Raw genomic sequence first — 22859 nt, forward strand, 5'->3', positions numbered from 1 at the left:
CCTGGGCCGGAGTGTCGGAGATACGTTCTAGTCTCGCGCACATGTCGGATCTGCATCGCGTGCGGCACTGGGCCGAGGCCCTCATCGCCCTCCACCTCGACGACTCGTGGAGCTTCGCGTTCGACAACGCCAAGCGCCGGGCGGGCCTGTGCGACTACACGCACAAGCGCATCAGCGTCTCGCGCTACCTCGCGGCGCGGTACGACGACGACACCAATCACCAGACGCTGCTGCACGAGGTGGCCCACGCACTGGCCGGGCCGCGCGCCGGCCACGGCGCGCGGTGGAAGGCCGTCGCGCGCGACCTCGGCTATGTCGGCGGCACGACGCACAACGGCGAGACGGCGACCGAGCTCGCGCCGTGGATCGGCGTCTGCCCCGCGGGGCACGTCGCGTACCGCCACCGCAAGGCGACTCGGCCGACGTCGTGCGCGAAGTGCGCCCCGCACTTCGATGAGCGCCACGCCTTCACGTGGACGCGTCGCGAGATCACGCGCGCGACGCGCCTGGCAGCGATGACCCCGCGCGACTGAGCCGCGTCAGTACGCGACGAACGCCCCGTCTCGCAGGACCGGGACGACGGATGCCGCATCCACCGCGGCCGCGTTCAGCACCTCGTCGCGGGCGTCCCCCGGTTGCTGAGCCGGTCGAAGCAGAAGCTCCTGCCCGGAGCCGCCGGCCGTGAGGAGGTGCCGGATGGCGCCGCGCAGCCCGCGGAACGACTCGCACGCCGCCGCCGCCTCGGGCGCGGTGTGGTCGACGCCGAGGTCGCCGAGCGCGTCGATGATCGCACCCGCCCCGAGCTGGTCCTCGACCGCGAACCGGAGCGGAGCGCCGGGGTCACGGCCGGCGAGCTCGCCCGCCGCGATCACGGCGATGCTCGTGCGCGCACCGCGCTCGTGCTGGAGGTCGAGCACGGCCCGGGCGACCGCGGCGGCGTTGCGGAGGCAGCCGAGCAGCACCACCGCGCCGGACTCTGCCGCCGCGTCGGCCACCGCCGCGCCGTTGATCGACACCGCGTGCGCGGAAGCGTCGAGGGCCACGGCTTCGCCCCGGGCGACGGCATCCGTCACCGTCGTGGAGAACCGGAGCACGTCCACGACCACCACGACATCCGCGGGGGCGAGGCGACGGAGCCCTTCGATCCCCCAGTCGTGGCGGACCTGGTAGCGGTGCTGGTCGAACGGGCTCTCGGGCATCCGTCCAGCGTAGGCGGCAGCATCCCGCTTCCCGTCCTCGGTTGCCCGCGTTCGGATCGTGTGCTCTCACCGAGACGACACGTCCTGCCCGCGCATATCGTGTGCCCTCGGCGAGAGCACACGATGTGGTCGCGCCGGCGGGCATGCGAGGGGGCCGGGCGGAACCTCGTTCCACCCGGCCCCTGAACCCGCGCGGTCAGCCGACGCGGCGGCGGCGCACCGCGAACACACCGAGCACGACCGCCGCGGCCGCGGCCAGTGCGAGCACCACGAGCACGGTCGTGGTGATGCCGGTCACGGCGAGCTCCTCGGCCGACGGGCTGCCCGCGGCCTCCCCCGCCGGATCGCCAGACCCCGCCGAGCCGGCTGCCGGGTCGACGAACACGGTGTTCCAGCCGACCATCTCGCCCTCGGCGGTGTACGCCGCGACGCGGTGCACGCCCGCCGCGAGCGTCACGGGCGTCGTGACGGTGATCGCGCCGTTCACGACGGTGCCCGAGCCGAGCGCCGTCGGGGCCGAGAAGGCGAAGGCGTTGATCGCGGTGCCTTCGTACCCTTCGGGCAGCTCGATCGTGATCGTGTCCCCGGGGGCGAACGTCTCGGGCGTGATGGTGATGCGGCCCTCGAGGTCGGGCATCGACTCGGGGTCGGCGGGCGTCCAGCCCGCGTCCTCGGCGATCACGACGACCGCCTCGTACGGCTCGCCGTCGCGGGTGCCGATCGACTGCACGAACGACAGCTCGTGCGTGCCCGATCCGGCGACGGCCTCGTCGAGCGCGATCGACCAGCGCCCGTCGGAGGCGACCTCGGCCGAGCCGCGGACCTCGCCCGCGACCTCGACGCGGACGGCGGCGCCGGGGTGGCCGGTGCCCTCGAACGCGGCGATCTCGGCATCGGCCGGCTGCACCTGGCTCAGGTCCGTCCCGAGCGTGAACGAGCCGCCGTCACCGTCGATGTCGACGCGGTTGTAGAGGAACTCGCCGGTGTCGAGCGCCTGCTCGACGATGCGGGTCTCGCCCACGCATCCGTGCCAGCCGTGGTCGGGCTCCGTGTACCAGGTCGACGTGCCGATCACCCAGGGCATGTAGTCCTCGGCGACCATGCCGGCCACGCCCGACGCGTTGCGCAGCACCGGGACGCCGTCGACGTACATGATGACGGTGTTCTTGGCGGGGTCGTTGACGATGGCGACGTGGTGCCAGGCGCCGGGCATGATCTCACCCGACCACAGCGTGTACGAGTTCGAGCTCGCGGTGTCGGCCGCCGAGAACTGGTACTCCCGCAGGTTCGAGATGCCGAGCCACGAGACGCCGGCGCCCGGGTCGGAGCCGTCGTTGATCCCGGCCCACTCGCGCGCGCCGCCGCGGGTGAGCGCGGCGCTCCAGCGGTTGTCGGTCTCGGTCCAGTCGGCGTCGAGCTGCAGGAACGTCTCGATCGTGTAGCCCGCGTCCGAGTCCAGGTCGGCGAAGGTCGCCGGCGCGCCGTACTCGGTCGTCAGGAACGAGAGGCGGTCGGGCCCGCCCGCCGCGTCACGGGAGACGTTCGTGAAGCACGAGGCGCCCGCATCGGCCGAGTAGAACGCCGTGTTCTCGTGCGTGACGGTGAGGTCCTCGAGCTCTTCGGGCGCGTCGGTCTCGTCGATCGGGTTGCGGTGCATCGGGCTCTCGCCGGCGATGTCGGGCACGACGGTGTTCTCGTCGACCACGCCCTCCTCGACCTCGCCGAAGCGCCAGTGCGCCACGGTCCCCTCGGCCTCGATGTAGTCGGCCGGGCTGCCGGCGGGATGGAGCGCGGCGCCCGCGCCGTCACCGTCCCAGCCTTCCGACGCGATCGCCTTGGCGAGCTCGGACAGGTCGGCGCCGGTCTCGTCGGCGGGGTCCACGGTCCAGCCGAAGCGCGCCCCGAAGTCCAGCGGCAGGCTGAACGACTGCCAGGGGCCGTCGAGCACGGGGGCGTCCGACGAGGTCAGCGACGCCTCGTGCTTGACGGTGACCCACGGCGAGACCGTCTCGACGTCGATGGCGTTGTTCGACAGGTCGAATTCGAACAGCGACATGATGCCGTTGCCGCCGTCGGCGGCCATCTGGTAGTCGGTGAGCACCTGGTGCACGGGGTTGCCGGCGTCGTTGAGGCGCGTCTGCGAGGTCGCACCGTGGAAGTGGCCGTTGAGCGTCAGGATGATCTGGTCGTTGCGGCGGATCAGCTTCTCCCAGAGCTCCTCACCCCACCCCCAGCCGGCGGGCGACACCTGGTCCTCGGCGATGTTGATGATCGCGTGCGACGACAGGATGGCCGGCACGCCCGGGTGCGCGTCGAGGATGCCCTGCGCCCACGCGAACGTGTCGTCCGACGCGTTCCACGCCAGTGCGAGCGACATCCACGTGTGCCCCTCTGCTTCGAACAGGTACGCGCTCGACAGCCCGTCCTGGAACGTGCCGATCAGTGCCGGACCGGCCTGTGCGGCGAGGTCCGCCGCGCCGAAGCGGGCGAGGTAGTTGCCCGAGCTCGCCACCGACGAGCGGGCGCCGGAGTTCTTCACATCGTGGTTGCCGGGGACGACCGAGTACGGCATGCCGCCGTCCGTGAGGATGCGCATCGCCTTCTCGGCGGCATCCCATTCGGTGGCGACCCACTCCTGATCGACGACGTCGCCGACGTGCACCGTGAAGGGCATGTCGAGCTCGTCCTGGTGATCGACGATCCACTTCGCCTGCACCTCGAAAGGGTTGGTGCCGTAGCTCGGCACGAGCTGCGAGGCGCTGTAGCGGGAGTAGAACTGGGTGTCGGGCAGCACCGGCAGCACGAAGCTCGACCGGTCGCCGGCGGGCGCCTCGGCCGCGGCGGCCACGCTCGTGACGGACGATGGGATGCTGCGAGCCGGCGCCTGCGGTGCGGCCGCCGCAGCGCCGCCCGTCGTGACGATGAGGCCCGCCGCGACGGCGAGCGACGCGGTGGCGAGCACGCCGCGGGCGCGGCGCGTTGCGGGGGAAGGCATCGGGGTTCCTTGCGAGTGGGGTTCGGGAGGGGTTGTGGCGGTGCGCATCATCAGCTCGCCGGCACGGTGCCGGGTCCGTAGACCTCGACCTCGGACAGCGACATCCAGGTGGCGGTCGACTTGTTGCCGATCGCGACGCGCACGCCGGTGGCGAGCACGGTGTCGCCGTCGACGACGAGGCTGAGGTCCGCCGTCGGGTTCGTGGCGGGCCACGTCGTGCTCTCGGCCGGAAGGTCGCGCCAGCCGCCGGTGAGCGTGCGGTACTGCACCGTCACCGAGCCGATGTTCTTCGTGCCGCCGATGTCGTACACGGCGGCACCGGTGACCTGACGCGGGGCGTCGAAGTAGAACGACACGGTGTTGGGGTTGACGCGGTTCGCCGCGCCGCCGCTGCGCCAGTCGGCGAAGCCGACCGCGTTCCGCACCCCGTCGGTCAGGGCGAAACGGGTGTCGTCCTTGTGCGTGTAGGTGTAGTGCACGCCCGCCTCACGGAGGATGTTGACCTCCTCGACGGCGACGACCGTGACGACGAGGTGCGCGGCGAAGCCCGTCGCGGCGGTCGCGGGCACGGTGAACGTGCCTTCCTCGGCCATCGACGCGTCGGTCACCGCGGACCAGTCCCACGCGGCCGGGGCCGTGACGGTGACATCGGAGCCCGAGACGGTGCGCTCGACCTTGCTCGGTGCGAGCATCCGCAGCTGCGCCACCGTCATGCCCACGTGCGCCGACACGGGCACATCGCGGGCGGCGCCGAGCGACCCGACGAGGTATTCCGCGGCGACGGGCACGGCCTCGCCGAAGTACCCGGTCGCGGTGCCCGTGACACGCACGGTGCCTTCGGCCTGCCACGCGCCCGCGCCGGGGTCGGTCCACGCGATCGCCGTGAGCGTGTGGCTCAGCCCCCAGCTGTACGTGGCGACGAGCGAAGAGGGTGGCGTCGGGGCGACGCCGAGGTCGGTGCGGCCGGTGTGCGGCGCGACGGTCGGGTCGAGCGAGCGCAGGTACCACTTCTGCACCGCGGCGCTGCCGGCGTCGTAGGTCTGGATCTCGGCGCCGTCGGCGGTGGCCCAGTTGTACATGTCGAGACCGGCCGTGCCGCCGTTCGCGTACGCGCGTACGTTGTGGAGGTACACCGCGCCTCCGCCCGCGTCGACCGCGCGCCACTGGGCGCCCGGGTCGGTCGCAGCCTCGGCGACCGACAGATCCGAGATCTCCACGTAGCGCGCCCACGGGTCGTCGTTCGCCTTACGCGCGAGCACGTCGCCGTCGGCGTTCGCGAACACGTACGTGTCGGCGGCACCGGTCACGGGGTACGCCAGCACGGCCTGCGCGCGCAGGGAGGCGGCATCCGCCTCCTTCGAGAAGATCGCGGCAGCAGCGAGCCAGGGCGCGTCCGACGGGCCGGTCGACTGCGCGTCGTCGGCGCCGATCTCGAGCACCTTGCCGGCGGCATGCACGTTCTCGATGAGATACGGCACCGGCTCGCCGAGCGTGGCCGTCGCCTCGGCGGGGGCCGATGCGACGGAGGGCGCGGCGATCGCCAGCGTGAGTGCGACGGCGCCGCCGATCGCGGTGATGTGCCGGAGTGTCCGGCGGGGATGGGGCCTCATTCCCGGGGTCCTTTCACGGCCGCGCTCGGGGCTGGCGCAGGCCAGGGGCGAAGCTATCGAGCGGTTGTCCGGTACCGGCGAGCATCGGGTAAACGTTCACCGACGCCGAGGTGAATGTCGAGCATCACTCGGTTTTGTGGTATCCGCCCCATCCCACGCCATGCTCCGCGACGGATGCGACACTGGAGCGCATGCGGATCCTGCTGAAGTTCGTGATCGACTGCGACGCCGATGCCGCGTGGCGGGCAGTGCATTCACCGCGTGCCGTCGCCGAGCTCTACGGCCCGCTGATGGACCTCGCTCCGCTCGTGCCGAGCGGGCTGCCGACGTCGTGGACCCCCGGCGACGACGTGCCGGTGCAGCTGTCGGCGTTCGGCGCGGTGCCGATGGGGCGCCAGCTCATCCACGTCAGCGAGCGCTCGGTGGACGAGGCCGGCGGCCGCGTCCGGATCTTCCGCGACAGCGGCATCCCGCTCACGGGCCCGCTGGCCAGCCTCGACGTGTGGGACCACCAGATGGCGGTCTCGCCGGCGCCCGGTCAGCCCGGCAAGACGCTGTGGCGCGACCGGCTCGTCATCGGCGGCCCGACGGCGCCCCTCCTGTGGCCGGTGCTGTGGGGCATGTGGCAATGGCGCGCCGCACGCGTGCGCGCCCTCGCGCCCTCGTGGGCCCACGACCCCGATCCCCGCGACGACGACTGACAGGATGCTGCCGGCCGCAGCATCCGGTGTTCATCACGCCTGCGGGATCACCGTCAGCACGCGCGCGGTGTACTCCAGGAACTTCACCATGAAGGTGCGGAGGAACTCCTCCGTCGAGGCGACGGTCACCTCGCCGTCGGCCTCGATGAGCCCCGGCGTGAAGTGGATGTACGCCTCGGGGGTGGTCATCTGGCGTGCGTTGAGGAAGCTCAGGGTGCTCCGCAGCGACTGCTGGCCGACGGCGGTGCCGATCTGCCCGGGCGAGGCGCCGATGACGGCGACCGGCTTGTCGCTCCACGCGTTCTGACCCCACGGCCGGCTGCCCCAGTCGATCGCGTTCTTGAGCGCGCCGGGGATCGAGCGGTTGTACTCGGGCGTCACGAAGAGCAGCGCGTCGGAGGAGCGCACCGCCTCCTTGAAGTCGAGCGCCGCCTGCGGGTAGTCGGCGTCGAGGTCGCGGTTGTACAGCGGAAGATCGGCGTACGAGATCTCGAAGAACTCGAGTTCGGGCGGCGCGAGGCGCTGCAAGGCGAGTGCCAGACGCCGGTTGACGGATTCGCGAGAGAGGCTGCCGACGATGACGCCGACGCGATAGGGCGGTTCGTGCTCAACGATCTCGATCTGCATGCGGCCAGCCTGCACCCGTGCAACCGCTCACGCACCCCCTTGCGCTCCGGAGCCGCGGGTATCAGGCCTGCGCGGCGACCCTCTTCCAGAGCGGGGCAAGTCGCTGCATTGTGGAGCCGTAGACCCTGGGGGTGTGACATGGCGGACGGTATCGATTTCGCGGAACCGGCCGACGAACCGCGCACGCACGTGACGCTGCGGCTCATCGCGCAGGATCCGTCGGTGAGCGGGGACGACGCGAGCATCCTCACCGCCAACGTGAAGGTGCCGTGGTCGCGCATGGAGGACGGACCCCGCGGAGCCCGCCTGCACGTGGTCGATTACGACACCGCCACCGGCCGCTACGTCAAGCACGAGCCGCTCGGCAAGGACGACCTCTTCGCGGAGGCGACCGACGACGTGCTGCGCACCGACTGGGCCTTCCACGCGCAGCATGTGTACGCCACCGCCGCGCGCACGCTCGCGACGTTCGAGACGGCGCTGGGCCGGCGGCTTCCGTGGGGGTTCCGCAGCCACCAGCTGTTCCTCGTGCCGCACGCGTTCGCCGAGGCGAACGCCTACTACTCGTTCGAGGACCGCGCGCTGCTGTTCGGCTACGTGCCACCCGCGGACCCGACCGGAGACACGATCTACACGTGCCTGAGCCACGACGTGGTGGTGCACGAGACGACGCACGCCGTGCTCGACGGACTGCGGGGCCGGTTCCTCGAGCCGAGCCTCCCCGACCAGGCCGCGTTCCACGAGGGCTTCGCGGACATCGTGGCGCTGCTCTCGGTGTTCTCGATGCGCCCCGTCATCGAGCAGGCGCTCGGCAAGCCCGACAGGAGCGGGCGCATCCCGAGAAGCCACGTGGAGCCCGAGGCGCTGCGCAGGAACATGCTCGCCCGCGTCGCCGAGCAGATCGGCAGCGTGCTGACGCAGGGCCGCGGCGCGCTGCGGGAGTCGGCGCTGACTCCGCCGCCCGTGGACTGGGCGAAGCAGACCGACTTCCTCGAGCCGCACCGGCGCGGCGAGGTGCTGGTGGCGATCGCCTTCGATCTGCTCATCGACATCTGGTACATGCGGCTGCAGGCGCTGTTCTCGCGGCCGAACGGCGAGGCGGCGACCGGCAAGGGGGTCACCGTCGACCGGGCCCGGGCCGCCGAGGAGGGTGCGAAGGCGGCGTCCCAGCTGCTCACGATGCTGATCCGCGGCCTCGACTACCTGCCGCCCGTCGAGTTCGACTTCGGCGACCTCCTCAACGCGGTGCTGCTGGCGGATAACGAGGTCGTGCCCGACGACGACCTCGGCTATCGCAAGCTCCTCGTCGACGGGTTCGCCAAGGCCGGCATCAAGCTCCCGTCGGGTCGGGTGACCGACGTGCTCGAGTCGGAGCTGCCGCCGCGCTACCTCGGGATCAACTTCGCGGGTCTCCGCAGCGACCGTGACGAGGTGTCGCGGTTCCTCTGGCAGAACGCCCGCCGCCTCGACGTGTCGACCGACTACTACACCGTGATCGAGTCGGTGCTCCCGACGCAGCGGATCGGTCCCGACGGACTGATCGTGCCGGAGTCGGTCGCCACGTACGTCCAGATGGCCGACATGACCGCGCGTGAGTTCACCGACGAGTCGGGGCTCCAGCTCTCCCCGCTGATCGATCCGAGCACGCCCGTGCAGCTGTTCGGCGGCGGGACGCTGATCTTCGACCAGTTCGGCCGGCTCAAGCTGCACATCCACAAGCGGCTCGACGACTGGCGTCGCCAGCAGCTGCGGCTCGACCACCTCGCCCGCACCGGTCGCATGGACTCGAAGCGCCGCCTCGGCTTCTCGGACGGGGCGGCTCGCGGGCAGACGTTCGCCGAGCTGCACCGCACCGAGCAGAGCTCCGGGGAGACATGGTGAGCACTCCGATCCGCGTTCGCGTCCGCATGTACCAGGTCGGCTTCGGCGATTGCTTCCTGGTGTCCGTCGAGTACGACGAGCCGCTCCCGGACGGCCGCGCCGAGCGGCACATCCTCATCGACTACGGCACGAGCCACTCCCCCCGCGAAGGCATGGCCCGCGGCCGCATGGGCGACGTCGCCGCGTTGATCGAGAAGCACACGGGCGGCCGGCTCGACGTGCTCGTGGTCACCCACCGCCACCGGGACCACCTGCGCGGGTTCGAGGTCGACGCGGGCGCGGCGATCATGAAGAAGCTCGCGCCCACGCTCGTGCTCCGGTCGTGGACCGAAGATCCGAAGCTGTCGGCGACGGCGAACGGCCCCGGCGACCCGGGCCTCGCTGCGGCCGAGCCGCCGAACGGCCTCACCAGCGCGTCCGTGCGGTACGCCGCGCTGCTCGCACAGGCGCAGGAGCACGTCGCCAAGCTCACCCAGCTCGTGGGGCTCGACGACGATGTGAGGGCCGCCGCCGAGGACCAGCTCAAGAACGCCGAAGCGGTGGCCCTGCTGGACGAACTGTCGCTCGCCGACCGGGGCCGCTACCTGCACGCCGGGATGGAGTCGGGCATCGACGACCTGGTGCCGGGGATGCGCACGACCGTGCTCGGCCCGCCCACCGTGGACCAGGACCCGCGCGTCGCGAAGCAGCGGGAGGACGACCCGGAGTACTGGCTCCGTGCGCTCGGCGCCTCCCTGCGCGTCGTCGGCTCGGCCGCCGACGCCGGCGCGCCCGCCCCGATCGCGCACGGTCCCGGTCCGGTGCGCTGGCTCATCGACCGCCTCGCGAACCAGCGGTCGCACTCGGCGGCACGTCTGGTGCGCGACCTCGACGACGCCCTCAACAACACGAGCATCATCCTGCTGCTGGAGATCGAGGGGCTGTCGATGCTGTTCCCGGGCGATGCGCAGATCGAGAACTGGCGGCTCACGCTGGAGCGGCTCGCGGACGAGCCGCAGCTTCGCGAACGGCTCGCCGGCATCGACCTGTACAAGGTCGGCCACCACGGCAGCCGCAACGCCACACCCCGCTCGCTGCACGCGCTGTGGAAGGACCGCAAACCCGAACGCCCCCGGCTCGCCGCCGTCATGTCGACCCGCCAGGACGTCCACGGCGAGGGCGACGGCGCCGTGCCGCAGCCGCAGCTCGTCACCGCGCTCCGCGAGGTCGCCGACCTCTACTCGACCGACGACCTCACCGGCGGTGAGGAGTGGATCGAACTCGAAGCAGACGCCGCGCACGGCCCCTTCCGTCAGGTCCCGCTCGTCAAAGATGCGTGAACGGATGCTGCGGCGCGAAGCCCTGCGCCACAGCATCCGTCCGTCCAGCCGACGTCTTGCCTGCTCACCTGTCACGAAGTGCTGACCGGTCCGGCACTTCGTGACAGGTGAGCGGCAGCCTTCAGTCCGCGAGCGCCTCCACCGGGACGACCCGCGTTGCGAGCCGCGTCGGGACGACCGCGGCGACGAGGGTGAGCACCGCCGTCGCGACCACGATGATGGCCACCGGCAGCCACGGCACAGCCGGAGCGACCAGCGTCGGCGACGAGAACGACGGCGGCATCGGCACGGCACCGAGCAGCGACTGCGCCCCGGCCCAGCCGTACGCGATGCCGAGCACGAGGCCCGTGATCGTCGCGGTGATCGTGATGTGCGCGGCCTCGAGCAGCACCATGCGGCGCACCTGCCCGGTCGAGACTCCGAGCGCTCGCAGGAGCCCCAGCTCACGGCGGCGCTGCACCACGCCGATCGTGAGGAGGTTCACGAGCCCCACCGCGGCGATGACCGCCGAGACCGCGACGAGACCCATCATGATTCCGGCGAACGTGTCGAGCAGCGTGGTCATCTCCTGCGGCGCCTCGCCGCCGGCCGACGTCGTCAACACGGCCTTCACGGTCTCGAGCGCGACGGCGAACATCGTCACGAGCGTCACGCCCATCACGACGCCGATCGCCATGCGGCTGGAGCGCTCGGGGTAGCGCAGCGCGTTCTCCGACGCGAGCCGCGCCGTCGCCGACGCACCGAACAGCTTGCCCACGAGCCGCAGCACCGGAGGCATCACGAGCGTCGCGCCGAGCGCGAGCCCGGTGAACGAGAAGATCCCGCCGAAGAAGGCGACGATCACGCCGAGCGGGGAGACGAGGCCGATGGCGATGCCTCCCGCGAGCAGTGCCCCGCCGATTGCGAACAGCGTGATCGCCGCACCGTTGCGTGCGCCCTTGCGGGTGAACACGTCGTGGGATGCCTCGACCGAGCCGCCGAGCGCCTGCAGCGGCGTGACGGTCAGCACGCGCCGGGACCCCGCCCACGCCGCGGCCCACGTCGTGAGCGCGACCACCGCCGCCGGGACCACGAGCACCGGCTGGACGACGGCGTACTCCACGTCCTCGATGCCGAACGCGACGCCCGCGAGCACGACGCCCGCCCACGAGGCGAGCGTTCCGCCGACGAGCCCGAGCACAGCGCCGATGACGCCGACGACGAGCCCCTGGCGGGCGACCTCGGAACGCTGCGAGCGCGCCGAGGCGCCGATCAGCCGCAGCAGCGCGATGCGCCGCGTGCGCCCCGCGATGACCGTCGCGAAGGTGTTCGCGGTGACGATGGCCGCGACGTACACCGCGACGCCGATGAGCAGGAAGCTCATGATCGCGAGCACCACGGCCAGCGTGCCGCTCTCGCCGATGAACGGATCGGCCTTCAGCACGGCGGCGATGAACCCGGTCGCGCTCAGCAGGATCGCACCGAACGCGCTCGAGATCGCGGCGACCAGGATGCTCGCCCCCATGCCGCGCTCGCGCAGCCACGCGAGCGGGGCGGACGCGCTGCGCGGGACGGATGCTGCGGGCCGCGGGATCCGCCCGGTCTCGGCGATCGCGGTCACGATGCCACCGCCGCGGCACCCGCGCCGAGCTCGGACGCGAGCATGTAGGCCGAGATCTCCTCGGCGCTCTGGCGCGGCTTGTCGGCGACGATGCGTCCGTCGCCGAGGAACAGCACGCGATCCGCGTGCGAGGCCGCGACCGGGTCGTGCGTGACCATGGCGATGGACTGGCCGTGCTCGCGCGTGGCGGCGGCGAGGAGCGTGAGCACCTCGCGACCCGAGCGTGAGTCGAGGTTGCCCGTGGGCTCGTCGGCGAAGACCAGGTCGGGTGCGGTGGCGAGTGCGCGGGCGATCGCGACGCGCTGCTGCTGGCCGCCCGACAGCTGGTGGGGGCGGTGGTTCAGGCGCGACGCGAGCCCCAAGCGCTCGACGAGGCCGTCGATGCGAGCCCGCTCGAGCGTCGTGGGCCGGCGGCCGTCGAGGTCGAACGGCAGCAGGATGTTGCCCAGCGCGTCGAGGGTGGGCACGAGGTTGAACGCCTGGAACACGAACCCGACGCGGCGGCGCCGCAGGATCGTGAGCTCGAGGTCCGAGAGGCCGGTGATGTCGGTGTCGCCGATCCACGCGCGCCCCGACGAGGGGGCGTCGAGTCCCGCCATGATGTGCATGAGCGTCGACTTGCCCGAGCCCGACGGGCCCATGATCGCGGTGAACTCGCCGCGGCGGATGCCGACGCTCACGCCGTCGAGCGCATGCACCGTGCTCTCGCCGGTTCCGTAGGTCTTGGTGAGCTGCTGCACCCGGGCGGCCAGGCCCAGGTCGGTCGATGAGAGTTCCATGCTTCGACGGTAGGAACGACCCGGTGTCGCCCGCGTCGCCCATGAGAGGCATCCGTCTACATCTCGAGGATGACCTTCCGTGCGCAGGCGCTCGGGACTAGCCTCGCGGGGAGCCCGAACACCGACGCGAGGAGCAACGATGCCCGCCACGCCCCTGCCGCCCAGCGGCGATCTGCCCGGCGGTCCGAAGACGTGCGATGCGAGCGGGATGGCCGAGATCCACCGCATGTTCACGCGCGGGTTCGGCGAAGGCCCGGCCCTCGTGCGCGGCGTGCGCGAGGGCGACACGGCGCATGCCGCCGCGGTCGCGACGCAGCTCGAGACGCTGTCACTGGGTCTGCACGCCCACCACGAGGGCGAGGACGAGCGCCTGTGGCCCGCGCTCGACGAGCGCGCACCGTCGTGCGCTGCGCACGTCGAGCGCATGAAGGCGCAGCACGCCGAGCTGCTTGTGCACCTGACAGCGCTCGATGGCGCGCTGCCCGCGTGGCGGGCGACGGCCACGGCGACGGATGCCGAGCCCGTGCTGTCCGCACTCGCCGGCGTGAACACGGCGATGGCCGTGCACCTCCCCGACGAGGAGACCAACATCGTGCCAGTGATGGAGTACACCATCACCGAGCCCGAGATCGAGTGGTTCGCGGAGCACGGCCGGGGCGCCATCCCGAAGGGCCAGACCTGGCAGCAGCTCGGCGAGATCCTCGCGGCGCAGCCGGACGGCGGCGACGAGTGGCTGCACAAGCACATGCCCGCGCCCGGCCGGCTGGCGTGGCGACTGATCGGGCGACGCGCCTACGCCAAGCATCGCGCCGCCCTCGAGGGCCGCTGAGCGCTACACCAGGCCGTGCTCGAAGGCGAAGACCACGAGCTGCACGCGGTCACGCAGGCCGAGCTTCGTGAGGATGCGGCTGATGTGCGTCTTCACCGTCGCCTCCGACAGGTACTCGCGCGCAGCGATCTCGGCGTTCGAGAGCCCGCGTGCGGCGAGCGCGAAGATCTCGCGCTCGCGCTCGGTGAGCTCCGCGTAGGCGGCCGGGACCGGCCGGGGCGCAGCATCCGTGAATCTCTCGAACAGCTCTCGCGTGGCGGATGCTGCGATCACGGCCGACCCCGCATGCACGGTGCGGATCGCCGCGAGGAGGAACTCGGGGTCGGCGTCCTTGAGGAGGAACCCGCTCGCGCCCTGGCGGATCGCGCGTGCGGCGGCCTCGTCGAGGTCGAACGTCGTCAGCATCACGATGCGCGGAGGTTCCGGATCCGTGAGGAGCTCAGCCGTGGCCGCGAGGCCGTCCATGACGGGCATGCGGATGTCCATGAGCACGACGTCGGGCCGCGACTGGCGCACGGCGTCGATCGCCTCGCGACCGTCGGATGCCTCGGCCACCACCTCGAGGTCGGGCTGCGAGTCCACGAGCATGCGGATGCCGGCGCGGAACAGCGACTGGTCGTCGACGAGCGCGACGCGGATCATGCGGGTCCTCCCAGGGGAATGGTGGCACGCACGATGAAGGCGCCGCCTTCGTCGGCTGCGTCGAGCCGGCCGCCGGCGAGTTGGGCGCGCTCCCGCATGCCGATGATGCCGTGGCCCGACCGTCCGGGCTGCGAGCCCGGGGAGACGGGATTGCGGACGTCGAGCTCGACACGGTCAGGGAGCCACGACAGCCGCACGTCGACCGAGCCGCCGGGTGCGCCGTGCCGGAGTGTGTTGGTGAGCGCCTCCTGCAGGATGCGATAGACCGCGAGCTGCACGGCCGCCGGGGGCTCGCCCGGAGGCGCTGGATCGACGTCGACCCGCAGCTGCACCCCGGCCGTGCGCACCTGGGCGTACAGCTCCTCGAGGTCGGCGATCGTCGGCTGCGGCCCGTCGCCCTGGCGGTGCCGCAGCTGCCCGAGCAGCAGCCGCACGTCGGCGAGGGCGGAGCGGGCGGTGGCCGAGATCGTCGCGAGCGCGTCGGTCGCGACCGCGGGATCGGACAGTGTCTTCATGTCGCCTTTGCCGGTTTGCGCAGCCGTGAGTGTATAGCGTGCGCCGTCGGCCTGGGCGATCACCACCGCGAGCGAGTGGGCGACCACGTCGTGCATGTCGCGAGCGATGCGCACGCGCTCCTGCTCGGCCGCGGTCTCCGCCTCGGCGCGCTGCTGGGCCTCGCGATTCTCGCGCGCCCGCACGGCGGTGCGGACGAGGGCGCCGATCGTCCACGACAGCCCGAGCGCGAACGCGCCCGCGACGAGGACGACGAGCGCCAGCGGCAGCGTCTGCCACGACAGCCCGCCGCCGGCGAACACCGGGCCGGCGAAGAGGTAGACGGTGATCACGAGCGCTCCGACGAGCGCCGAGGCGAAGCCGGCCCAATAGACGAGCCGGGTCCCGTAGGCGGCGGTCGTGTAGAGGATGCCGAAGATGGCGACGTCCGAGAGGCTGGGCGGGCGCCCGAGCCCCATCTGCACGAGCGCCCCGACCCACGCGATGCCCAGGGAGAGCGACGGCGACAGCCGGCGGAGCGCCAGCGCGCCGCTGAACAGCGCGGCGATGAGCAGGCCCGTGATGATCTGGCCGAGTGACCCGAGCTGGTACTCCAGGCCCAGCGTGCCGGTCGCCAGCACCGTCTCCACCGGCCACGCGATGAGGAAGAAGCCGACCGCCACGATGACGTCGACGACGAGCTGGGACGTCTTCATGCGGCGGAACACCGTCTCACGCTACGCGAGCGCCTCGCGCCGAGGCATCCGTCCCGCGCTGTATCCGTCGGGGGCGGGGATCATTCGAGGGATGTACGGACCGGATGCCGCAGCATCCCGTTCCGTGGATCCATAAGGTCTGCCCAGCCGACCATTGCGCCGCACCGGGCAAGGCTTTACTGTCGCGTCACAGGCCGAAACCGACGGGAAACGTCGGATCGCCAGGATCGGGAAGCGGGGCTGCTCCATCGATCGGACCCCGCCCGACCCGCCCGAGGGACGGACGAACACGGCGCCAGCCGGTTCATGAACGGAGAGACGATGACGACGGTACGCGCGGCGATTTCGCAGACCACCTGGACGGGCGACAAGGAGTCGATGCTCGACAAGCACGAAGGGTTCGCGCGGGACGCCGCGGCTCAGGGTGCGCAGGTGGTGTGCTTCCAGGAGCTGTTCTACGGTCCCTATTTCGGGATCACACAGGACAAGAAGTACTACCGCTTCGCGGAGTCGTCGGAGGGGCCGATCGTGCAGCGCTTCGCCGCGATCGCGAAGGAGCTCGGGATCGTCACGGTGCTGCCGATCTACGAGGAGGCGGAGACCGGCGTGTACTACAACACGGCCGTGCTCGTCGATGCCGACGGCACGATCCTCGGCAAGTACCGCAAGCACCACCTCCCGCATCTCGACCGGTTCTGGGAGAAGTTCTACTTCCGGCCGGGCAACATGGGCTACCCCGTGTTCGACACCGCGGTCGGCCGGATCGGCATGTACATCTGCTACGACCGCCACTTCCCTGAGGGATGGCGCGAACTCGGCCTGAACGACGCCCACATCGTCTTCAACCCGAACGCCACCAAGCCCGGTCTCTCGAACCGGCTGTGGGAGGTCGAAGGACCCGCCGCAGCCGTCGCGAACGGGTACTTCGTGCTGCAGCCGAACCGCGTGGGTCGTGAGGACAACGAGTACGGCGACCTCGCCGTCGACTTCTACGGCACGAGCCAGGTCATCGACCCTCGGGGCAACTTCGTCGGCGAGCGCGGCTCGGGCACGCACGAGGAGCTGCTGGTGCGCGACCTCGACCTCGAGATGGTGCGCGAGATGCGTGACGACTGGCAGTTCTACCGCGATCGCCGGCCCGACTCCTACACGAAGATCGCGAAGCCGTAAGGGGGCGGGACATGGCGACGACACTCATCACGGGCGGCACCGTCGTCTCGGCGACCGGCCGGGGCGAGGCGGACGTGCTCATCGACGGCGAGACCATCGCGGCCGTGCTCGCGCCCGGCTCGCAGCTTCTCGGAACGGATGTCGCGGCATCCGTCGACACCGTCATCGACGCCACCGGAAAGTACGTGATCCCGGGCGGCATCGACGCGCACACCCACATGGAGCTGCCGTTCGGCGGCACCAATGCGTCCGACACGTTCGAGACCGGCACGCGAGCGGCCGCGTGGGGCGGCACGACGTCGATCATCGACTTCGCCGTGCAGCGCTACGGCGAGCGCGTGCAGGACGGCCTGGCCGCCTGGCACGAGAAGGCCGCGGGCAACTGCGCGATCGACTACGGCTTCCACCAGATCGTCGGCGGCGTCGACGACGAGTCGCTCGCGGCGATGCGAGGACTCGTCGACGAGGGGGTGTCCAGCTTCAAGCTCTTCATGGCCTACCCCGGCGTCTTCTACTCCGACGACGCCCAGGTGCTGAAGGCGATGCAGGTCTCGCAGGAGACCGGACTCCTCACGATGATGCACGCCGAGAACGGGCCGGCGATCGACGTGCTGGCGGCGCAGCTCGCCGAGGCGGGCAAGAAGGCGCCGTACTACCACGGCATCGCCCGCGCCTGGCAGATGGAGGAGGAGGCCACGCACCGCGCGATCATGCTCGCGAACCTCACCGGTGCCCCGCTGTACGTCGTCCACGTGTCGGCGAAGCAAGCCGTGGATCAGCTCGCCTGGGCCCGCGACCAGGGCTGGAACGTCTTCGGCGAGACGTGCCCGCAGTACCTGTACCTCTCGCTCGAGGAGCAGCTGGGCGCGTTCAGCGAGGAGTGGGGGCAGTTCGAGGGCGCCAAGTGGGTGTGCTCGACGCCGCTGCGCTCGCGTCAGGAGGGCCATCAGCACCACATGTGGCAGGCCCTGCGCACCAACGACATCCAGATGGTCTCGACCGACCACTGCCCGTTCTGCATGAAGGGCCAGAAGGACCTCGGGCTCGACGACTTCCGCGCGATCCCGAACGGCATCGGCTCGGTCGAGCACCGCATGGACCTCATGTACCAGGGCGTCGTGACGGGCAAGATCACGCTCGAGCGCTGGGTCGAGCTCACCTCGACCACTCCGGCGCGCATGTTCGGCCTCTACGGGCGCAAGGGCGTGATCCAGCCCGGTGCCGACGGCGACGTCGTGGTCTACGACCCGAACGGCCACACCTCGATCGGGTACGGCGAAGGCAAGACCCACCACATGAACATGGACCACTCCGCGTGGGAGGGCTACGAGATCGACGGGCACGTCGACACCGTCATCTCGCGCGGCAAGGTCGTGGTCGACCGCGGCCAGTACCTCGGCGCCAAGGGCGACGGCCGGTTCCTCAAGCGCGGCCTGTCGCAGTACCTGATCTGAGGAGCAGCCCATGGACTTCGGTGTCGTCCTTCAGACCAATCCGCCCGCCTCACGCACGGTGCAGCTCGCGAGGCTCGCCGAGGCGCACGGCTTCAGCCACGTGTGGACCTTCGACTCGCACCTGCTGTGGCAGGAGCCGTACGTCATCCACTCCGCGATCCTCGCCGAGACCAAGCGCGTCACGGTGGGGCCGTTCGTGACCAACCCCGCGACGAGGGACTGGACGGTCACGGCATCCGTCTTCGCCACCCTCAACGAGATGTACGGCAACCGCACGATCTGCGGCATCGGCCGCGGCGACTCGGCGGTGCGGGTGACGAACGGCAGGCCCACGACGATGGCCGAGCTGCGAGAGTCGATCCACGTGATCCGCGAGCTCGCCAACTCGCGCGCCGTGGAGTACAAGGGCGCCACGCTCCAGTTCCCGTGGAGCCGGGGGTCCGAGCTCGACGTGTGGGTCGCCGCATACGGGCCGATGGCGCTGAAGCTCACCGGCGAGGTGGGCGACGGCTTCATCCTGCAGCTCGCCGACGTCGACATCGCCGCCTGGATGATCAAGACGGTGAAGGATGCCGCGGCCGCCGCCGGCCGCGACCCCGAGTCGCTGGCATTCTGCGTGGCGGCGCCGATGTACATCGGCGACGACTGGGAGCACATGCGCGAGCAGTGCCGCTGGTTCGGCGGCATGGTCGGCAACCACGTCGCCGACATCGTGGCGAAGTACGGCCACCACGGCGAGGGGGTGCCCGAAGCGCTCACCGACTACATCGAGCGACGCCAGGGCTACGACTACAACACCCACGGCAAGGCCGACAACGACCACGTCGACTTCGTTCCTGACGACATCGTGGACCGGTTCTGCATCCTCGGAACGGCGGCCGAGCACATCGCGAAGCTCGAGCAGCTGCGCGAGCTCGGCGTGACCCAGTTCGCCGGCTACCTGCAGCACGACAACAAGGAGGAGACCCTCCGCGTCTACGGCGAGACGGTGATTCCGGCGCTGTCGGCCCACGTGACGGCGAAGAAGTGACGGCGGCCGCATGAGGCCCATCGGCTGGTCGGCCCGGCGACAGGGCGAGCTGCGGGGGTGGATCGCCGCAGGATGGGGCGCGCTCGGCGTGCTCGCCGTCCTCGTGCTGTGGGAGCTGTACAAGTTCGCCGGGCCGAGCGAAGGATTCGTCGTCGGCGCCGTGCCGGGCGAGTCCGGCTCGGGCGTCATGATCCTCCCCCGCACGCACGACCGTGCGATGCCGCACGTGTGGGACATGGCCGCACGACTGTTCGCACCGACCAGCGGCGGCGACACCCCGCCGCTGTGGGTCTCGGTGGCGGGTGCGGCGCTCGTGACGCTCGGGATCGCCGCCGTCGGCTGGCTGATCGGCGTCGCCGTGGGCGCGGTGCTGGGCCTGGTGATGCAGCGCTGGCGGCTGCTGGAGTGGGGGCTCCTCCCCTGGATCGTCGTGAGCCAGATCGTGCCGCTCATCGCCTTCGCCCCCGTGGTCAACGCGATCGGCAACCAGATCGACCGCGGCGGCGGCACCTGGCCGCAGTGGCTGTCGGTGGCCGTCATCGCCTCGTACCTCGCGTTCTTCCCGGTCGCCGTCGGCGTGCTGCGCGGACTCGCGTCGCCAGACCGCATCCACCTCGACCTCATGAACAGCTACGCCGCCGGTTACTGGGCGACCCTGTTCCGACTCCGCCTTCCCGCCGCGGTCCCCCACCTCCTCCCCGCGTTCCGGCTCGCGGCCGCGAACGCGGTGCTCGGCGCCGTCGTCGCCGAGGTGTCGATCGGCATGCGCGGAGGCATCGGCCGCATGCTCATCCAGCTCGCGGGTCAGGCCTCGTCGGACCCCGCGGCGCCGTGGGGTCCCACCTTCGGCTCGATCGCCCTGGGCCTCATCGCCGCCGGCTCCGTCGCCCTCATCGGCCTCGGACTCGCCAACTACCGCAGAGGAGAAGCGACCGCATGACGGCCCTTCGACAGGCTCAGGAACCGTTCGCCGTCCACGCCGCCGGCGTCGGGAAGGTCTTCCCGACGAAGACCGGGGAGGTCGTCGCGCTGACCGACGTCGAGCTCGAGGTCTCGGCCGGAGAGTTCGTGTCGCTCATCGGGCCGTCCGGCTGCGGCAAGTCGACGCTGCTGCGCCTCATCGCCGACCTCGATCAGGCCACGAGCGGAACCCTCGAGATCTTCGGCAAGCCCGCCAAGCGCGCCCGCATCGACCAGGACTACGGCATCGCCTTCCAGCAGGCAGGACTCCTCCCCTGGCGCACCGTCGGGGCGAACATCGGACTTCCCCTCGAACTCCACGGCACCGGCAAAGCGGATCGTGCGGCGCGCGTCGCGGAGCTCGCGGAGCTCGTCGGCCTCTCGGACTTCTCAGGCCGGTACCCCGACCAGCTCTCCGGCGGCATGCAGCAGCGCGTCGCGATCGCGCGGGCGCTCGCCGCGCGGCCGAAGCTCCTCCTCATGGACGAGCCGTTCGGCGCGCTGGACGAGATGACGCGCGAGCGCCTGCAGTCCGAGCTCACCCGCATCGCCGCCGAGACCTCCGCCGCGGTGGTGTTCGTGACGCACTCCATCCCCGAGGCGGTCTTCCTCTCCGACCGCGTCGTCGTGATGAGCCCGCGTCCCGGTCGCATCACCGACGTCGTCGAGACGGGCCTCGGCGACGTGCGCGACGAGGCGCTGCGCGAGTCGCCCGAGTTCTTCGACCGCGTCACCGCGGTCCGCGAGGCGCTCCACGGCACCCCCGTCACGCCCTTCGACAAGCTCAGGGACCGGACCTCATGACCGGCACCGCCACCAGGGATCGGTCGCTGAGCCCGTCGAAGCGCCCTCTGCCCGCCGAGCGCGAGCTTCCGGGCTGGCTGAAATGGGTGGCGCCGATCGTGGTCGGGATCCTCATCCTCGCCGTCTGGATCTTCTGGGTCGACGTGCTCGGCACCGCGCCGCGCATGCTGCCGAGCCCGATCGCGATCGCCGAGGAGTTCGTGAGGCGCTTCCCGATCATCCTCGACGACATGAAGATCACGGCCACGAATGCGCTGATCGGCCTCGTCGTCGGCTCGCTGCTCGCGCTGCTCTTCGCCGGCCTCGCCGCCGCCGCCAAGCCCGTCGACGGCATGCTCGCGCCGCTCGTGTCGGCGCTCGCGGTCATCCCGATCGTCGCAGTGACGCCGATCCTCAACACGATGTTCGGCGCGTCCAGCCAGTTCGGGCGCCAGGCGGTGGCGACGATCGCGGCCTTCATCCCGGTGTTCGTCAACGTGCTGCGAGGGCTCAGGCAGACCCGCCCGGTGCACCGCGACCTGCTCCGCGCCTCGGCGGCCTCCGGCTGGCAGACGTTCCGCGTGCTCACGCTGCCGACCGCGCTCCCCTATCTGATGACGGGACTGCGCATCGCGAGCTCGCTCGCCGTGATCGCCGCCCTGGTCGCGGAGTACTTCGGCGGCCCAGCCGACGGGATCGGCACCGCGATCGCCACCTACGCGAAATCCGGCCGCGCCGCGCTGGCATGGGCGTACGTGCTCGGCGGCATCATCATCGGCCTCGTGTTCTTCCTCGTCACCTCGCTCCTGGAGCGCCTGGCGACGAGGCGGTCGTCGGACTGAAGAACCCTGACCACCGAGGGAAAGACAACGCACCACACGAAAGGAACGCAATGAGACACAGCATCAGACGCGGCCTGGCCGCAGCATCCGTGTTCACCGTCGCGGCACTCGCGCTCGCGGCGTGTGCCGGTTCCGGTGACTCCGGCGACGACGGGGGCGGCGGGGGCGAGGACTTCGAGCCGCTCTCGTCGATCAAGCTGCAGCTGCAGTGGCTGCCGCAGGCGCAGTTCGCGGGGTACTACGTCGCCCAGGAGAAGGGCTACTTCGAGGAGGAGGGCTTCGACGACGTCGAGATCGTCCCGTCGGGCGGCGACATCGTGCCGCAGGACGCGCTCGTCGCCGGCGACGTCGATTTCGCCATCGCGTGGGTTCCCAAAGTGCTGGGCACACTCGAAGCCACGGGCGTCGAGCTCACCGACATCGCGCAGGTGTTCCAGAAGTCGGGGACGCTCCAGGTGTCGTGGAAGGGCGACGGCATCGAATCGGTCGCGGACTTCGAGGGCAAGCGGATCGGATCATGGGGCTTCGGAAATGAGTGGGAGATCTTCGCGGCGATGGCCGCCGAAGACCTCGACTCGACCACGGTCTCGATCACGACGCAGGACTTCTCGATGAACGCGCTCCTCGACAGGGACGTCGACGCCGCCCAGGCGATGACGTACAACGAGTGGGCGCAGATCCTCGAGGTCGTGAACCCGGCGACCGGTGAGCTGTACCAGCCGGAGGACTTCGACGTCATCTCGTACGAGGAGACCGACGGCGCCATGCTGCAGGACGCCATCTGGGCCGACACGCAGCGCCTCGAAGACGACCCCGCATACGCCGACGCGGCGGTGCGGTTCCTCAAGGCCGTCACCAAGGGCTGGATCTTCGCGCGCGACAATCCCGAGGAGGCCGCGTCGATCGTCTACGACATCGCCTCCAACGCCGAGGCGGCCTTCCCGGTCGGTCCGGTGCACCAGCAGTGGCAGATGAACGAGGTCAACAAGCTCATCTGGACCGGCGCCGACTTCGGCCTGGTCGATAAGGCCGCGTGGGACAAGACGGTCGCGGGCGCGCTGTCGGCGAAGAACCAGGACGACCTCGAGCTCATCACGACCGAACCCGCCGCCTCGGCGTACTCGAACGAGTACATCGAGAAGGCGCTGGCCGCGCTGAAGGACGAGGGCGTCGAGGTCGCCGGCGAGTACACGCCGATCGACGTCACCCTCACCGAGGGCGGCCAATAGC

20 protein-coding genes are annotated in these 22859 nt (G+C 70.9%); 12 read left to right on the forward strand and 8 right to left on the reverse strand.

Going from position 1 to position 22859, the window contains the following annotated elements:
* Positions 1 to 41: 41 nt before the first annotated feature.
* Positions 42 to 533, forward strand: coding sequence for a SprT-like domain-containing protein (locus ACFC1K_RS11110; RefSeq protein ID WP_056372354.1), 492 nt, complete (start codon positions 42 to 44; stop codon positions 531 to 533).
* A 6-nt stretch (positions 534 to 539) separates the two neighbouring features.
* Here the strand turns inward: ACFC1K_RS11110 and ACFC1K_RS11115 are convergent, their stop codons facing one another.
* The 3 genes from ACFC1K_RS11115 to ACFC1K_RS11125 form a co-directional block, all read right to left on the reverse strand.
* Positions 540 to 1199 (reverse strand): 2-phosphosulfolactate phosphatase, encoded by a 660-nt coding sequence (locus ACFC1K_RS11115; RefSeq protein ID WP_375871648.1) that lies wholly within the window; start codon positions 1197 to 1199, stop codon positions 540 to 542.
* A gap of 196 nt (positions 1200 to 1395) precedes the next feature.
* Positions 1396 to 4194: a LamG-like jellyroll fold domain-containing protein gene (locus ACFC1K_RS11120; RefSeq protein WP_375871649.1), complete on the reverse strand. Its 2799-nt coding sequence runs from the start codon at positions 4192 to 4194 to the stop codon at positions 1396 to 1398.
* A gap of 50 nt (positions 4195 to 4244) precedes the next feature.
* On the reverse strand, positions 4245 to 5804 hold the full coding sequence (locus tag ACFC1K_RS11125; RefSeq protein ID WP_375871650.1) for a hypothetical protein: 1560 nt from the start codon (positions 5802 to 5804) through the stop codon (positions 4245 to 4247).
* Between the two features lie 191 nt (positions 5805 to 5995).
* On the opposite strand from ACFC1K_RS11125, the gene ACFC1K_RS11130 reads away from it, so the two are divergent.
* Positions 5996 to 6505 carry a hypothetical protein gene (locus ACFC1K_RS11130; RefSeq protein WP_375871651.1) on the forward strand — a complete coding sequence of 170 codons (510 nt, stop codon included), beginning with the start codon at positions 5996 to 5998 and terminating at the stop codon, positions 6503 to 6505.
* Positions 6506 to 6538: 33 nt separating this feature from the next.
* Here the strand turns inward: ACFC1K_RS11130 and ACFC1K_RS11135 are convergent, their stop codons facing one another.
* Positions 6539 to 7132 (reverse strand): NADPH-dependent FMN reductase, encoded by a 594-nt coding sequence (locus ACFC1K_RS11135; protein WP_375871652.1) that lies wholly within the window; start codon positions 7130 to 7132, stop codon positions 6539 to 6541.
* Between the two features lie 138 nt (positions 7133 to 7270).
* Here ACFC1K_RS11135 and ACFC1K_RS11140 point away from each other — a divergent pair, with 138 nt between their 5' ends.
* Together ACFC1K_RS11140 and ACFC1K_RS11145 are read left to right on the forward strand one after the other, a co-directional pair.
* Positions 7271 to 9013 (forward strand): hypothetical protein, encoded by a 1743-nt coding sequence (locus ACFC1K_RS11140; RefSeq protein WP_375871653.1) that lies wholly within the window; start codon positions 7271 to 7273, stop codon positions 9011 to 9013.
* The gene (locus ACFC1K_RS11145; RefSeq protein WP_375871654.1) at positions 9010 to 10332 is read left to right on the forward strand and encodes a hypothetical protein; all 1323 of its coding nucleotides are present in this window, start codon (positions 9010 to 9012) and stop codon (positions 10330 to 10332) included. Before ACFC1K_RS11140 ends, ACFC1K_RS11145 begins: the two co-directional genes overlap by 4 nt.
* 121 nt (positions 10333 to 10453) lie before the next feature.
* On the opposite strand, the gene ACFC1K_RS11150 is transcribed toward ACFC1K_RS11145, so the two are convergent.
* Both ACFC1K_RS11150 and ACFC1K_RS11155 read right to left on the reverse strand, forming a co-directional pair.
* Complete coding sequence (locus tag ACFC1K_RS11150; protein ID WP_375871655.1) at positions 10454 to 11932, reverse strand: FtsX-like permease family protein; 1479 nt, start codon at positions 11930 to 11932, stop codon at positions 10454 to 10456.
* A complete protein-coding gene (locus ACFC1K_RS11155) occupies positions 11929 to 12711 on the reverse strand; it encodes an ABC transporter ATP-binding protein (RefSeq protein WP_310288269.1) in 783 nt (260 codons plus the stop codon). The genes ACFC1K_RS11150 and ACFC1K_RS11155 overlap by 4 nt, the downstream gene beginning before the upstream one ends.
* A gap of 139 nt (positions 12712 to 12850) precedes the next feature.
* Here ACFC1K_RS11155 and ACFC1K_RS11160 point away from each other — a divergent pair, with 139 nt between their 5' ends.
* On the forward strand, positions 12851 to 13540 hold the full coding sequence (locus ACFC1K_RS11160) for a hemerythrin domain-containing protein (protein WP_310288268.1): 690 nt from the start codon (positions 12851 to 12853) through the stop codon (positions 13538 to 13540).
* A gap of 3 nt (positions 13541 to 13543) precedes the next feature.
* Here the strand turns inward: ACFC1K_RS11160 and ACFC1K_RS11165 are convergent, their stop codons facing one another.
* Complete coding sequence (locus ACFC1K_RS11165; RefSeq protein ID WP_310288265.1) at positions 13544 to 14182, reverse strand: response regulator transcription factor; 639 nt, start codon at positions 14180 to 14182, stop codon at positions 13544 to 13546.
* On the reverse strand, positions 14179 to 15402 hold the full coding sequence (locus tag ACFC1K_RS11170; protein WP_375871656.1) for a sensor histidine kinase: 1224 nt from the start codon (positions 15400 to 15402) through the stop codon (positions 14179 to 14181). Before ACFC1K_RS11170 ends, ACFC1K_RS11165 begins: the two co-directional genes overlap by 4 nt.
* 309 nt (positions 15403 to 15711) lie before the next feature.
* Between ACFC1K_RS11170 and ACFC1K_RS11175 the strand changes: the two genes are divergently transcribed.
* Genes ACFC1K_RS11175 through ACFC1K_RS11205 form a run of 7 tightly spaced genes read left to right on the forward strand, consistent with a single transcriptional unit; the run spans position 15712 to position 22858 of the window.
* On the forward strand, positions 15712 to 16560 hold the full coding sequence (locus ACFC1K_RS11175) for a nitrilase-related carbon-nitrogen hydrolase (RefSeq protein ID WP_310288259.1): 849 nt from the start codon (positions 15712 to 15714) through the stop codon (positions 16558 to 16560).
* A gap of 11 nt (positions 16561 to 16571) precedes the next feature.
* Positions 16572 to 18014: a dihydropyrimidinase gene (hydA, locus tag ACFC1K_RS11180; RefSeq protein ID WP_375871657.1), complete on the forward strand. Its 1443-nt coding sequence runs from the start codon at positions 16572 to 16574 to the stop codon at positions 18012 to 18014.
* Between the two features lie 10 nt (positions 18015 to 18024).
* The gene (locus tag ACFC1K_RS11185) at positions 18025 to 19044 is read left to right on the forward strand and encodes a TIGR03842 family LLM class F420-dependent oxidoreductase (RefSeq protein WP_310288254.1); all 1020 of its coding nucleotides are present in this window, start codon (positions 18025 to 18027) and stop codon (positions 19042 to 19044) included.
* 10 nt (positions 19045 to 19054) lie between these two features.
* Complete coding sequence (locus tag ACFC1K_RS11190) at positions 19055 to 19984, forward strand: ABC transporter permease (RefSeq protein ID WP_375871658.1); 930 nt, start codon at positions 19055 to 19057, stop codon at positions 19982 to 19984.
* Positions 19981 to 20808, forward strand: coding sequence for an ABC transporter ATP-binding protein (locus tag ACFC1K_RS11195; RefSeq protein WP_375871659.1), 828 nt, complete (start codon positions 19981 to 19983; stop codon positions 20806 to 20808). The genes ACFC1K_RS11190 and ACFC1K_RS11195 overlap by 4 nt, the downstream gene beginning before the upstream one ends.
* Positions 20805 to 21629: an ABC transporter permease gene (locus ACFC1K_RS11200; protein ID WP_375871660.1), complete on the forward strand. Its 825-nt coding sequence runs from the start codon at positions 20805 to 20807 to the stop codon at positions 21627 to 21629. The genes ACFC1K_RS11195 and ACFC1K_RS11200 overlap by 4 nt, the downstream gene beginning before the upstream one ends.
* A gap of 50 nt (positions 21630 to 21679) precedes the next feature.
* Positions 21680 to 22858, forward strand: a complete 1179-nt coding sequence (locus ACFC1K_RS11205; protein WP_375871661.1) for an ABC transporter substrate-binding protein — start codon at positions 21680 to 21682, stop codon at positions 22856 to 22858.
* The last annotated feature ends 1 nt before the right edge of the window (position 22859 follow it).

Origin of the sequence: Microbacterium sp. NPDC056057 (assembly GCF_042266945.1) — a bacterium.
GTDB classification, from domain to species: Bacteria; Actinomycetota; Actinomycetes; order Actinomycetales; family Microbacteriaceae; genus Microbacterium; species Microbacterium trichothecenolyticum_C.

What these genes read in the sequence shown, in the direction of transcription:
- ACFC1K_RS11110 (WP_056372354.1), top strand. Translation starts at nt 42, where the DNA reads ATGTCGGATCTGCATCGCGTGCGGCACTGGGCCGAGGCCCTCATCGCC.
- ACFC1K_RS11115 (WP_375871648.1), bottom strand. Translation starts at nt 1,199, where the DNA reads ATGCCCGAGAGCCCGTTCGACCAGCACCGCTACCAGGTCCGCCACGAC.
- ACFC1K_RS11120 (WP_375871649.1), bottom strand. Translation starts at nt 4,194, where the DNA reads ATGCCTTCCCCCGCAACGCGCCGCGCCCGCGGCGTGCTCGCCACCGCG.
- ACFC1K_RS11125 (WP_375871650.1), bottom strand. Translation starts at nt 5,804, where the DNA reads ATGAGGCCCCATCCCCGCCGGACACTCCGGCACATCACCGCGATCGGC.
- ACFC1K_RS11130 (WP_375871651.1), top strand. Translation starts at nt 5,996, where the DNA reads ATGCGGATCCTGCTGAAGTTCGTGATCGACTGCGACGCCGATGCCGCG.
- ACFC1K_RS11135 (WP_375871652.1), bottom strand. Translation starts at nt 7,132, where the DNA reads ATGCAGATCGAGATCGTTGAGCACGAACCGCCCTATCGCGTCGGCGTC.
- ACFC1K_RS11140 (WP_375871653.1), top strand. Translation starts at nt 7,271, where the DNA reads ATGGCGGACGGTATCGATTTCGCGGAACCGGCCGACGAACCGCGCACG.
- ACFC1K_RS11155 (WP_310288269.1), bottom strand. Translation starts at nt 12,711, where the DNA reads ATGGAACTCTCATCGACCGACCTGGGCCTGGCCGCCCGGGTGCAGCAG.
- ACFC1K_RS11160 (WP_310288268.1), top strand. Translation starts at nt 12,851, where the DNA reads ATGCCCGCCACGCCCCTGCCGCCCAGCGGCGATCTGCCCGGCGGTCCG.
- ACFC1K_RS11165 (WP_310288265.1), bottom strand. Translation starts at nt 14,182, where the DNA reads ATGATCCGCGTCGCGCTCGTCGACGACCAGTCGCTGTTCCGCGCCGGC.
- ACFC1K_RS11175 (WP_310288259.1), top strand. Translation starts at nt 15,712, where the DNA reads ATGACGACGGTACGCGCGGCGATTTCGCAGACCACCTGGACGGGCGAC.
- hydA (WP_375871657.1), top strand. Translation starts at nt 16,572, where the DNA reads ATGGCGACGACACTCATCACGGGCGGCACCGTCGTCTCGGCGACCGGC.
- ACFC1K_RS11185 (WP_310288254.1), top strand. Translation starts at nt 18,025, where the DNA reads ATGGACTTCGGTGTCGTCCTTCAGACCAATCCGCCCGCCTCACGCACG.
- ACFC1K_RS11190 (WP_375871658.1), top strand. Translation starts at nt 19,055, where the DNA reads ATGAGGCCCATCGGCTGGTCGGCCCGGCGACAGGGCGAGCTGCGGGGG.
- ACFC1K_RS11195 (WP_375871659.1), top strand. Translation starts at nt 19,981, where the DNA reads ATGACGGCCCTTCGACAGGCTCAGGAACCGTTCGCCGTCCACGCCGCC.
- ACFC1K_RS11200 (WP_375871660.1), top strand. Translation starts at nt 20,805, where the DNA reads ATGACCGGCACCGCCACCAGGGATCGGTCGCTGAGCCCGTCGAAGCGC.
- ACFC1K_RS11205 (WP_375871661.1), top strand. Translation starts at nt 21,680, where the DNA reads ATGAGACACAGCATCAGACGCGGCCTGGCCGCAGCATCCGTGTTCACC.